We start from the raw sequence: 12,138 nt of genomic DNA, 5'->3' as shown, positions 1-12,138 counted from the left end.
GCTGATCCAGACGCTGAACAATTTGTCCGATGAACAGACAGAGTATCTGATCAACGACCGCCTGTCCTTCATGCGTTTCCTCGGTCTGGGACTGTCGGACCGGGTGCCTGATGCCAAAACGGTCTGGCTGTTTCGCGAACGTCTGATCGAGGCTGGAGCCGTTTAGAAGCTGTTCGAGCGCTTTGATGCAACTCTGCGGAACGCGAGCTATCTGCCGATGTCGGGCCAGGTCCTGGATGCCACACTGGTGGCTGCTCCAAAGCAGCGGAACACCAACGCAGAGAAAAACGATCTGCGGGAAGGACGGATCCAACAGGAGTGGCAGGACAAGCAGTCAAAGCTGTCGCACAAGGACCGTCGTGCAAGTTCACCAAAGCGAAGCGGCAGGAAGATGGAACCATGCCATTCAGCGATCTCGCCATCCCGTCCTTTGACTATAGATCGCATGTTTCCATCGATCGGAAGTATCGGTTCACCGGGAAATGGAAAACAACAGGTGCCGCCGCCAGTGATGGCGCGCGATTGAGAGAGGGGCAGCTGGATAAAGCCAACGAAGACTTCATGGAAAAGCAGGGTTTTGTCTTAAAGGTTCACAGAAAAAAGCCGCATCTCAAGCCTATGCCCCAACATATCCAGAAATCGAATGCTGGAAAGTCGGTCATCCGCTCGCGTGTCGAACATGCCTTTGCCGGTCAGAAATCGCAAATGGGTCTGTTCGTCCGAACTATCGGTATCACCCGGGACACCATGAGGATCGGCCTGGCCAATATCGTCTACAATATGCGCCGTTTTCTCTTACTCGAAAGATCCGAGCGCGAGTGTGTAGTCATCCAGAGGGGGACAACATTCGATCTGCTCAAAATACAGATCAAAAGCGCCCACGAAAACCGTTAATCAGCACGCCCAAGGCACCAAATCAAAACCATGGACATCAATTAACGGTTTTTCGATCCTCCCACATAATTTTTCTCATATCCTTGAAATAATATCGACAAAACTACACGGCTTATGATTGCTATTTAGCTGGTTTTTTAAAATATCATCCCACCCATCTTTCACTGCACCTGGTGATCCGGGAAGAGCAAATAGTAATTTCCCACGGGAAACTCCCGCCATTGCTCTCGATTGTATTGTAGAGGTCCCTATCTTTTTATAAGACAACATTCGAAACAACTCTCCAAAACCGGGAATGCATTTGTCTATGACGAGATGGAATGCTTCTGGAGTGACATCTCGTTTGGTTAATCCAGTTCCTCCTGTAGTAATCATGACATCAACATCCTTATTATCGATCATGAGATTGAGAGCATCAGTAATCTTATCGATGTCATCTATTTCAATGGACCTATCCACAAGAACATGCCCTGCTTCTGTGACTCTGTCGGCCAAGATCTTACCGGAAATGTCGGTTTCTAAATTCCGACTATCCGAAATGGTGAGAATTGCAATCCGAACGGGTATAGAGTTGTTCAAGTTATTATCTTTCTACTTTTATTCCGGACGCGACTTTAGCTTCCCCGACTCAAGTTCATCCGCAAGAGCATCAGCGTGATACACTGTCCTCAACGCAGCCATGATGGCACTTGTATCCGTGGAAACAGCACGATTGCGCTCGATGTCGTAATAAAGATCGCCCGCCAGGCTATCGAGGTTACCGTCAAAAATCAGGCCAACGACATCGCCTTGACGGTTAATAACAGGGGAGCCTGAATTGCCGCCGACAATGTCATTGGTCGACACATAATCAAGCTTCGTAGAGAGGTTTAGATGTGGCTTCGCATCCAACCAGACTTGCGGCAGGCGGAACGGATCACTGCCCGTTGCATGTTTGTACATCCCTGCAAAATCCGTGAAGGGTGCAATGGCCTTTGGGTCATCCTGGAAGCCTTTAACTGTGCCGTAAGACAGTCGCGGCGAGAACGTGGCGTCCGGATAAAGTGTATCGGCCTTTCCTTCTGCCTGAGCACGCGCGAACTGGGCCCGTGCAATCGTACCCTGGGCCTCGTGCATCGGTGCTTCAATCTGGTCACGGCTGCGATTGCGGATCGTGTCCAGAACCGGCTGTAAGTGACGTGCCAGAACGATCATTGGATCTTTGGATGCTTCAATGGCTTTTACGCCACCTTTGTAAAGCGCAAGACGCTCTGCGGGATCCGCCAGTTTCGTGCCCTTAATCAGTTCTAAGGCGCGCTCATCCGGGCTTTTTGTTCCCAGAATCAGATGGACCGCTGCATCATCCTCCCCCAGTATCTGGCGCATGGTCGTCATACCTAACGCCAAAGTCGTAGTTTCCAATTCAGTATGCACCGGCACTTTCGCAGCGATCTCGGTTTCAAGTGCGGCTAATTCCGCATCATGGTAACCGGCCCGACGCTCTGTATCTGGCTTCTTTCGTTCATGCGCCGCTGACACCAGCATAACAGCGTCCCCCAGCAGACCATGGACTGTGCGTGTTATGGCAAAATCATGCACATAATACTGACGCTGCACAGCAAGAGCGGCTTCCACTTTTTTGTAAGGCTCACCATAAGTCTTGCGACGTTCTGCATCTGCGTCAATCCACGCCTGAAGGGCTTGATCTTCCGCCTTGCGCTTTTCTATTATATCAGGTTCACGCAAAGCCTTTGCTGTACCAGACAGAGATTTCAGTGCGTTCTGAACACCGAAAAGCGTATTTTGCGCGTCAATTAGGTGGGGCTTGCTTTCTCTGGAATACTGCCACAGCGCTCCTTCAAGGGTCGAATAGGCAGCAATAATGGTTGGCAGGCTGACATCTCGTTGAAATGTCAAGGCGCTGGCCGGAAGGGACCGTTGTGTGCGTCCCGGGTTTCCGGATGTGAAAACCAGATCCCCAGCCTTGGGGCCCTTTGGATCGAATTTAAAAAACGGCGTATGAACCGGCTTGTCGTCTTCAAACACCCGCAGCATCGATAGATCAATATCATACCGCGGGAATGTAAAGTTATCGGGATCACCACCAAAGAATGCTATATCCTGATCCGGCGCCATCACGAGACGGACATCTTGATAACGGCGGTAGCGATAAAGCGCCGTCTGTCCACCATGATAGAGTGTCACGACATCGCAACGCCAGTGTGAGGCATCACCCACCGCGCATTCCTTGGTCAGGACACTATTGGCAACCTGCAAAGCCTTGGCATATTCCGCTCCATGTTTTCCTGCGGTCATTTCTGCGACACGGCCCGTTACATCTTTCACCTGATCCAGACGATCCAGTTCCATTCCCGGACACTGAGGCTCTTTTGAGACCTCTGGAGCCGAGAAACCATCATGAAAATAATCGTGATTTTTGTCAGACAGATCCGTGAGACACGTATTGGCACAATGATGATTTGTCATTACCAAACCATCACCTGATACGAACGAGGCAGAGCAGCCTTCTGCCAAGCGTGCCGACGACTGAATGACATGGTTAATCCATTCTACAGAGGGTTCAAACCCATATTGCTGCTTCATCTGACGAACAGGCAAATGATCAAACGTCCACATGCCTTCTTCAGCCTGAGCGGATCCAATAAATGCAGGAATAACCGCAAATAAAATTGATTTTTTTCTCATAAATAAATCCAACCTAAGGACATTAAAAGACACGGCAATACAACTCTTTGATCGTTTTACATTCAGATAGCTCCTGTTAGTTTATTAACGTGTATCTAAAATCCTTATATTGGCAGCCTAAATTATGTTATAACATAACAAATAATTCTACCTCTCAATGTTCGTCAAGCATGAGACTAACGTATTCGATCCCGGACTTCAGTCGCGCAGAAATAAGCAAGCGTTTCTATGTATCGATTAGGCTTCAGCAATCGACGCCGGGAAGCAGTTAGCGATGCAGAAATGATGGGAAATGCTGTTCGTATAATCATTTATCCCGGTGATGTCTCACAACCAAAGCAATCGTATCGATAAGCTAAAAGACTTGCGCCAAACGAGACTCTGATGCTTTGGAGATTAAATTGATAGCGGATTCCATGTCCAAAATTGGTGTTTCTGAGCTTCCATATTCCCGGATGGACACGGTCCCTCCTTGTGCTTCCTTCTTCCCGACGATCAGCAACATGGGTACTTTCGCGAGGCTGTGTTCGCGGATTTTGTAAGCGATTTTTTCATTGCGCAAATCGGGCTCTGCACGGACTCCACGTTGGCGGAGCGCTTTAATTAAATCGACTGCGTAATCGTCCGCAGCGCCGGTGATTGTTGCCACCACGACCTGAATGGGTGCAAGCCAGAAAGGCAGGTGGCCGGCATGGTGTTCAAGGAGAATGCCGATAAAGCGTTCCAGCGAACCGAACAGGGCGCGGTGCAGCATGACGGGCGGATGTTTTTCCCCATCCGCACCGATATAATGCGCGTCCAGACGCTGAGGTAGATTGAGATCGACCTGAACGGTACCGCACTGCCAGTCCCGGCCGATTGCATCACGTAGTACGAACTCCAGCTTGGGACCGTAAAAGGCGCCTTCTCCTCGATTGCGTGTGTAGGAGAGACCTGAAGCTTCGACCCCGCGCTGTAACGCTTCTTCCGAGCGATCCCAGATCTCGTCCGATCCAATACGTTTTTCAGGCCGGTCGGAGAATTTGATATGGACGTCATCGAAACCAAAAGTCTTATAGATCGAAAGCACGAGATGACAGATGCGCTGCGTCTCGGCCTCCATCTGTTCCGGTGTACAGAAAATATGTGCGTCATCCTGCGTGAATGCACGTACGCGCATCAGGCCATGCAACGCTCCTGACGGTTCAAAGCGATGGACTTTGCCGAATTCGGCCATCCGCAGGGGCAGGTCGCGATAGCTCTTCAGGCCTTGGCGGAAAACCTGCACGCCACCAGGACAGTTCATGGGTTTGAGGGCATAGATGCGGCCTTCGGTTTCGGTGGTGAACATGTTCTCGCCGAATTTTTCCCAATGGCCGGAGGCCTGCCAGAGCGACAGATCCATGATGTCGGGTGTATTGATCTCCACATAGTTCTCGGTCTTCTGACGTTCGCGCAGATAAGCGAGCAGGGTCTGGAACAGTGTCCAGCCGTTCGGATGCCAGAACACCGCGCCTGGAGCTTCGGCCTGGAAATGGAACAGATCCATCTCGCGCCCGAGACGACGATGATCACGCCGTGCTGCTGCTTCCTGACGTTGCTCCCACGCGGCGAGTTCGTCGGCATCACGACAGGCCGTTCCGTGAATCCTCTGCAGCATTGGATTGCTGCGATCACCTTTCCAGTAGGCACCAGCCGTACCGAGAAGTCGAAAGGCGTGTCCGATCTGTCCTGTGCTGACGAGATGTGGCCCTCGGCAGAGATCGACGAAGTTGCCTTGTCGATAAAAGCTCAGGGTGGCATCAGCAGGCAGGGACATGATGATCTCGGCCTTGTAGGGCTGTCCATTCTCCCTGCACCAGGACAGCGCTCTCTCGCGATCCCATTCTTCCCTGACGATTGTTTCATCACGATCAATGATCTCGTGCATGCGGGATTCGATCCGGATGAGGTCGTCATCAGTAAAAGCGTGCTCAGCCGCGAAATCGTAGAAAAATCCCTGCTCCGTGGCGGGTCCTGTCGCGAGCGCGGTATTGGGAAACAGTTCACTGACGGCCTGCGCAAGGACATGCGCTGTGTCATGGCGGATCAGGGAAAGCGCCTCGGTGTCTGAACGGAAGACAGGATCAGCCAGTTGGTCACCAGCTGTGGAGGAGAGATCGTTGATAATTCCGTCCACACGACAGGCAAGCATATCCTTTGGTTGATGGGATGAAGGACGGGAAGAGATGGTGGTCGATAACATGAGAGAGCCTTAACGGAGAAGAGCGGCGAGGGGCCGCGGTTCATTTGGGCGCGCGTGTCGGAAGCTTGTGCTTTTGTTGTGTCGGCAAGAAAGACGGGCAGACGCTGCATCGTGCGCAGACGCCCTGGATTTCGATGACCCGATGCCGGATCTGAAATCCAAGGGTCTCGGCCGCAGCGTCTATAAATTGACAGGATAGTGTATTTTCCACTGCTTGCGCGGCACCACACTGGTCGCAGATACAGTAGACAAGGCGAGAGGGGTCGCTTGCCCGGATCCGGACGAAGGCATTTCGGCTTTCGAGCCGTCCCACTAACCCGCTGGCAATCAGCTTTCCGAGAGCCCGATAAATTGTAGTCGGAGCAATCCGCCCGCAATCCGGATGACTGACACACCGAAGGATGTCGTAAGCCGAGAGTGGGACATCTGCCTCTGTCAACGCGTCAAGCACATTATTTCGTAAGGACGTGGTATGGTCTTTGCGGGTACCGCAAACTTGTGACGCGCCTTCGGACGGCGGCATGACGCGTTCTTTCATCGCGAAACTGTATCCATCACGAGAACCGGCCCCAGTCTTGCGCCGTTTGCGGCATTTTCCGGGAGACGATGAAGGCATCCGAGTTTGCCTTCAGCCGCACCTTTAATGAACGCTACCGCGAACGGTGTCAGGGCACTGACAATACCACTCTTTGGATTTTGACTGCCGCACCATTCTGGTCCGGCGCTTCCATAGGCGCAGATCAGCCGAAGTGCATCGGGGGGCAACTCGAACGCAGTCTCCCCACGGGATGGCGTTATTAGCTGGATGTGCTGCCGGACGCCTCCTGTCAGCGCACCGAACAGTGCGGATAGGTCCCTGACATCAGTCAGGATGAGCGGAGACCAATCCTGCTGCAAAGCCGGGTTTACAAGGGAATCTGAGATTTCTGAAGGTGTGCCGGAGAGAGTGAGAGCAGATGGGGCTTGTGAGCAGCTTGTGAGAGCTCCTTCCCAGGTTGCTGGAACCCTGCGTCCCCACACGACCATATCGACATCCGGTCGCTGCAGATCCATCACGACTGTCGCGTGGGCACAGGCGACCACATGCGGTGCAAGACGGCCCATCCTGCTGTTTTCCGGTGGGTCGATCGTTGGTGCGGGCCAGCTCTCCATGAACAGCACGGCGCCGAGGCTTTCTTGCGGTGCGCGTACGGTCATATCCGATGAGACGGGATGTTGCTGTGAGGGAGGGGGCATGGTTCCCGAGCTTGACGATAGGTGGCGAACGTCCTTATGGTTACGTTATAACATAACATAGTCAATAGCAGATAAACCTCAATGGACACACTGATGGACATTCCACGGCAAGTGAGAACCCGGCCGACCCGTGCTCAGGCGGAAGAGGCGGTGCGAACCCTGCTCGCCTGGACCGGTGATGATCCTGATCGTGAGGGGCTTGTCGGTACGCCTGACCGCGTGGTGCGGGCCTATGAGGAGTTTTTCGAGGGATATCAGGACGACCCGGTCGCTCTTCTGGAGCGGACCTTCGAGGAGAGCGGTAACTACAACGAGATGGTGGTGCTACGCGATATCTGTCTGGAATCCCATTGCGAGCATCATATCATTCCGCTGATCGGTAAGGCGCATGTGGCGTATCTGCCCGACAGGCGGGTGGTTGGCATTAGTAAGCTGGCGCGTCTCGTGGACGTCTTCGCTCATCGTCTACAGATCCAGGAAAAACTGACGGCCCAGATCGCGGATACAATCCAGAGCGTGCTTCAACCGCGGGGCGTCGCGGTCGTGATCGATGCGGCTCATCAGTGCATGACCACCCGTGGGGTGCATAAGCCGGGTGTGAGCATGGTCACCAGCCGCCTGCTGGGCGAGTTCGAGACGTCGGAACCCTTGCGTCGCCAGTTCTTCGCCATGGCGGGAATGGGAGGCATGTGATGGGCACAACTGTATCTTCTGTGTCAACGGCGTTTGGGTCGCGCGTCTCAATTGAGCAGGTTGAGGAGGGGAGTGATCTCGCCCCACGTTTCGACGCCAGCGGACTGCTGACCGTGGTCACAACGGACGCAGAAAGCGGTGATGTCATGATGGTTGGCGTCATGAACGCAGAGGCGCTCGCACGCACGATCGCAACCCATGAGGCACATTACTGGAGCCGAAGCCGCCAGTGCCTCTGGCGAAAGGGCGCCACGAGCGGGCTGGTCCAGCATGTCCTCGAAATGCGGATCGACGACGATCAGGACGCGATCTGGCTGCGCGTTCACACTGCGGGCACAGGAGCGAACTGCCATGTGGGTTATCGAAGCTGTTTTTATCGGCGTGTTGATCTCACTTCTGAGGAAGGCATTCCGTCATCATCGGCAGCACTCCTCTTTTGCGAAACGCACAAAATATTCGATCCGCTCGCCGTCTATGGCGACGCCCCAAACCCGACAAAGCTTTAGAGGAAAAATCCCCATGAACGACCAACTTCCCGTTACCGTGCTGTCCGGCTTTCTTGGCGCGGGCAAGACGACCTTGCTCAATCATGTATTGAATAACCGTCAGGGCTATAAGGTCGCGGTGATCGTGAATGATATGAGCGAGGTCAATATTGACGCCGCTCTGGTGCGCGAGGGCGGCAGCAATCTGTCGCGTACCGATGAAAAGCTGGTTGAAATGACCAATGGCTGCATTTGCTGCACGCTGCGCGACGATTTGTTGCAGGAAGTGCGGAGGCTCGCAGAGGAGCGGAAATTCGATTATCTGCTCATTGAATCCACCGGCATTGCGGAGCCGCTGCCCGTAGCCGCAACGTTTGAGTTTCGTGACGAGAATGGCGTCAGCCTGAGCGATATCGCACGGCTGGATACGATGGTGACGGTCGTTGATGCGGTCAATCTCCTGCGCGATTATTCTTCCAGCGATTTTCTGAAGGATCGGGGTGAAACGGCCGGGGAGGACGACGAGCGTGCCCTGGTCGATCTGCTCGTCCAGCAGATCGAGTTTGCGGATGTCGTGGTGATCAACAAAGTCTCCACCGCTACATCGGATCAGGTTGATGCGGCGAGGCAGATCATTCGTGCGTTGAATTCGGACGCTGATATCATCGAGACCGACATGGGGTCTGTTCCTGTTGAGCGGATCCTGTATACAGGCCGTTTCGATTACGACAAGGCACATCAGCATCCGTTGTGGTTCAAGGAACTTTACGGCTTTTCCAGTCATGTTCCTGAAACAGACGAATATGGCATTCGTAATTTTGTCTATCGTGCGCGCCGTCCGTTCGAACCGGCGAAATTCCAAGCCTTCCTCGATCGGAACTGGCCTGGCGTCGTACGCGCCAAGGGCCATTTCTGGTTAGCTACGCGCCCGGATTGGGTAGGTGAAATGAGTCAGGCTGGAGCTCTGGTTCGAAGCGAGGCGATGGGGCTATGGTGGGCGGCGATCCCGAAAAATCAGTGGCCGGATACTGATCAGTGGCGGGACTTCGTATTGGGAAACTGGGATCCGGTCTTCGGCGACCGTCGTCAGGAAATCGTCTTCATCGGCAATGGAGATATGGATGAATCCGGACTTCGGCAGGAACTTGATGCCTGTCTTGTTCCAGATCTCGGAGACACCCCTTTTGAGCCGTCACGCTATGCACGCCTCCCTGATCCCTTTCCGCTTTGGCGTCGCCAGTCGGAAAGCCTTGAGTCGACCTGAACGAATTACCACACGCTATTATTGAGGAATATTTTCATGAAAACCCGAGCTGCAATTGCGTGGGAACCTAACATGCCGCTTGAGATCGATCTGGTTGATCTCGAAGGCCCGAAAGACGGCGAGGTTCTGGTCCGTATCGTGACCACGAGCCTGTGTCATACGGATATGTTTACCCTGTCGGGACATGATCCGGAAGGACGTTTTCCATGTATTCTTGGTCACGAAGGGGTGGGGATCGTCGAGGATGTGGGTAAAGGTGTTACCTCTGTCGCTCCGGGTGATCATGTCATTCCGCTCTATATTCCCGAAGACCCGAACTGCCCGATGATCCGTTCGGGCAAAACCAATCTCTGCTCGACTATCCGCAAGACACAGGCGCTCGGTCTGATGCCAGACGGCACCAGCCGTTTTTCATACAAGGGCCGCCAGATCTTTCATTACATGGGCACCAGCACGTTCAGCGAATATACCGTGCTGCCCGAAATTGCCGTGGCGAAGATCACAAAAGAGGCACCGCTTGCGAAAGCCAGCGTCATGGGGTGCGCCGTCCCGACAGGTATGGGGGCCGTGCGGAACGCCGCGAAAGTGGAAGCGGGATCGACTGTGGCCGTCTTTGGTCTCGGTGCGATCGGCATGGCCGTCATTCAGGGGGCTGTCATGGCCGGTGCTGCAAGGATCATCGGCATCGACACCAATCCGGCAAAGTTCCTGCTGGCCCGAAATCTGGGGGCGACCGATCTCGTCAATCCGACCGATCATACCGATCCAATCCAGAAAGTTATCGTGGAGATGACGGGTGGCGGCGTGGATTATTCCTTTGAGGCGATCGGTCGGGTCGATGTCATGCGAGCGGCCCTTGAGTGTTGCCATAAAGGCTGGGGTGAATGCACAGTCATCGGTGTCGCTGGGGCTGGCGAGGAGATCTCGACGCGGCCTTTCCAGCTGATCACGGGACGGGTCTGGCGGGGCACGGCCTTTGGAGGGGTAAAAGGGCGTTCGCAGTTACCCGGTATGGTCGATGAATGGCTGGCGGGGAAGTTTAGCGTTGACCCTTACATCACCCACAACATGACTCATGATCGGATCAATACGGCATTTGACCTTCTGCATCGGGGAGAGGCCATTCGCTCTGTCATGCACTATCAGCCGGGCGAAACCCTGTCGAATAACCTGCCTGGCGTCATTCTGAATGATCTTTAAGGAGATGAAACGTGGCTATGCTGAGACCTAATCCACGTGGTGATTTTCCCGTGATTTCTGAAAGTGCCTTTGTCGATCCGACCGCGATCCTGTGCGGTCATGTGATTGTCGAGGACAATGTGTTCATCGGTCCTTATGCCGTCATTCGTGCCGATGAAGCCGATGAAAATGGCCATGTCGAACCCATCCTGATCGGGAGCGGATCAAACATTCAGGATGGTGTTGTCATCCACTCAAAAGATGGTGCGGCCGTGACGATCGGGTCGCGCACGTCCATTGCACATCGCTCGATCATTCACGGTCCTTGCGCTGTTGGAGACGAGGTATTCATTGGCTTCAATTCCGTGATCTTCAACTGCACCGTCGAGCGTGGCTGCGTTGTGAGGCATAATTCCGTTGTCGAAGACTGCGTCTTGCCGGAGCAGTTTTATATTCCGTCCACGACAACAATTCATTCGAATACAGATCTATTGACGATTACGCAGGTCACTCAGGATGCGACGGCATTTTCTGAGAGCGTCGCGGAGATGAATGTTAGTCTGGCACACTCCTATCGACGTATCGCCAATCAACTTTAAAACTCCCGTCAAGGGACGCAATTAAAGAGGTACGAACCAATTTTGGCTGAATGGGGACCTTATTCTCCTAGAAAAACCGGAGGTTTTTTTAGAGCCCTCCGGCTTGTCGGTTCGGTGAACACCACGGGCGCCAAAAAATCCAGTTGGAACCGCATATCTGGCGATCATCTGCTAAGTGGACACTATCGTACCATGAGCAGTGACCCACGAGGTTTTGCCTGACACGCCAGGATGTAGCCCGCCTTCTTGTCTGCCGCCGATAGACCGACTTCGCAACCGGCTGTGATGGTGCCTTTTATGAGCTTGACTTTGAAGCGTCCACCTAAGTCTCTGCCACGCAACCCGTATCCAATCTGACACCCTTTTGAATGACGATGCCGAGCACGCTCTGCGTTCCCTTTGCAGTGTAGGTTGTGCCCGATAGCGAGAAGCTGATCAGATATTCCTTGGTGTCCGGCAGGCTATCTCCGTGCGACAGAACGCCGCCGAACGATTCACAGGCGATCCGTTCAGATGAAGTCCCGAGTTCATCACACAATACAAGCGCCGCGGCGACCATAGCAACTGGGCTGCAAATACGCATATGATGATCGGCGATAAAACGGAAGGGAAGCCGTTCACCTACCAGCGGGCGTCGTCTGAACGAACGGATATCTGGCGTTTCGGCTCGCACGTGAATGATATACATGGTGCCCGCTCAGAATCCTGTGGGGCGTTTGTTTTCTTCCAACGCCGTGCATGCCGCTGCATTGTTATACGTTGTAACGATATCGTTCAGTGCGATCCTTGTGTTAACGCCGGTGCGTGCTGACCGAGTATTGATCGCTACACGAAAAAAATGATTAGGCTCAGGACCCATTGATTTGATTGTGGAAATCT

12 protein-coding genes and 1 pseudogene are annotated in these 12,138 nt (G+C 53.5%); 6 read left to right on the top strand and 7 right to left on the bottom strand.

Going from position 1 to position 12,138, the window contains the following annotated elements; genetic code table 11:
* Positions 1-807 (top strand): annotated as a pseudogene (locus GSP01_RS13575) (transposase); the annotation flags it as partial.
* 162 nt (positions 808-969) lie between these two features.
* On the opposite strand, the gene GSP01_RS13570 reads toward GSP01_RS13575, so the two are convergent.
* The 5 genes from GSP01_RS13570 to GSP01_RS13550 all read right to left on the bottom strand — a co-directional run bounded on the left by GSP01_RS13570 (position 970) and on the right by GSP01_RS13550 (position 7,039).
* Positions 970-1,473 (bottom strand): molybdenum cofactor synthesis domain-containing protein, encoded by a 504-nt coding sequence (locus tag GSP01_RS13570; protein ID WP_141354362.1) that lies wholly within the window; start codon positions 1,471-1,473, stop codon positions 970-972.
* Between the two features lie 18 nt (positions 1,474-1,491).
* Positions 1,492-3,579 carry a S46 family peptidase gene (locus tag GSP01_RS13565; RefSeq protein WP_141354360.1) on the bottom strand — a complete coding sequence of 696 codons (2,088 nt, stop codon included), beginning with the start codon at positions 3,577-3,579 and terminating at the stop codon, positions 1,492-1,494.
* Between the two features lie 355 nt (positions 3,580-3,934).
* On the bottom strand, positions 3,935-5,752 hold the full coding sequence (thrS, locus tag GSP01_RS13560; RefSeq protein WP_373862366.1) for a threonine--tRNA ligase: 1,818 nt from the start codon (positions 5,750-5,752) through the stop codon (positions 3,935-3,937).
* Between the two features lie 91 nt (positions 5,753-5,843).
* On the bottom strand, positions 5,844-6,326 hold the full coding sequence (locus GSP01_RS13555; protein ID WP_228123936.1) for a Fur family transcriptional regulator: 483 nt from the start codon (positions 6,324-6,326) through the stop codon (positions 5,844-5,846).
* 11 nt (positions 6,327-6,337) lie between these two features.
* The gene (locus GSP01_RS13550; protein WP_141354354.1) at positions 6,338-7,039 is read right to left on the bottom strand and encodes a DUF1826 domain-containing protein; all 702 of its coding nucleotides are present in this window, start codon (positions 7,037-7,039) and stop codon (positions 6,338-6,340) included.
* Positions 7,040-7,132: 93 nt separating this feature from the next.
* On the opposite strand from GSP01_RS13550, the gene folE reads away from it, so the two are divergent.
* Genes folE through GSP01_RS13525 form a run of 5 tightly spaced genes read left to right on the top strand, consistent with a single transcriptional unit; the run spans position 7,133 to position 11,259 of the window.
* On the top strand, positions 7,133-7,732 hold the full coding sequence (folE, locus tag GSP01_RS13545) for a GTP cyclohydrolase I FolE (RefSeq protein WP_228123929.1): 600 nt from the start codon (positions 7,133-7,135) through the stop codon (positions 7,730-7,732).
* On the top strand, positions 7,732-8,238 hold the full coding sequence (gene hisI, locus GSP01_RS13540; protein WP_141354350.1) for a phosphoribosyl-AMP cyclohydrolase: 507 nt from the start codon (positions 7,732-7,734) through the stop codon (positions 8,236-8,238). Before folE ends, hisI begins: the two co-directional genes overlap by 1 nt.
* Before the next feature lie 13 nt (positions 8,239-8,251).
* The gene (gene zigA, locus GSP01_RS13535) at positions 8,252-9,481 is read left to right on the top strand and encodes a zinc metallochaperone GTPase ZigA (RefSeq protein WP_141354366.1); all 1,230 of its coding nucleotides are present in this window, start codon (positions 8,252-8,254) and stop codon (positions 9,479-9,481) included.
* A 36-nt stretch (positions 9,482-9,517) separates the two neighbouring features.
* Positions 9,518-10,681, top strand: coding sequence for an S-(hydroxymethyl)glutathione dehydrogenase/class III alcohol dehydrogenase (locus GSP01_RS13530; RefSeq protein WP_141354348.1), 1,164 nt, complete (start codon positions 9,518-9,520; stop codon positions 10,679-10,681).
* 17 nt (positions 10,682-10,698) lie between these two features.
* Positions 10,699-11,259, top strand: a complete 561-nt coding sequence (locus tag GSP01_RS13525; protein WP_141354364.1) for an LbetaH domain-containing protein — start codon at positions 10,699-10,701, stop codon at positions 11,257-11,259.
* Positions 11,260-11,581: 322 nt separating this feature from the next.
* Here GSP01_RS13525 and GSP01_RS13520 read toward each other — a convergent pair whose 3' ends face one another.
* Together GSP01_RS13520 and GSP01_RS14975 are read right to left on the bottom strand one after the other, a co-directional pair.
* On the bottom strand, positions 11,582-11,947 hold the full coding sequence (locus tag GSP01_RS13520) for a hypothetical protein (protein WP_141354346.1): 366 nt from the start codon (positions 11,945-11,947) through the stop codon (positions 11,582-11,584).
* Between the two features lie 9 nt (positions 11,948-11,956).
* A partial coding sequence (locus GSP01_RS14975; protein ID WP_218023668.1) for a hypothetical protein occupies positions 11,957-12,138 on the bottom strand: 182 nt, incomplete at its 5' end.

It is taken from the genome of Gluconobacter sphaericus NBRC 12467 (assembly GCF_006539125.1).
GTDB classification, from domain to species: Bacteria; Pseudomonadota; Alphaproteobacteria; order Acetobacterales; family Acetobacteraceae; genus Gluconobacter; species Gluconobacter sphaericus.
Note: the sequence above shows the minus strand (reverse complement) of the source record. Positions and strands in the feature narration are given on the sequence as shown.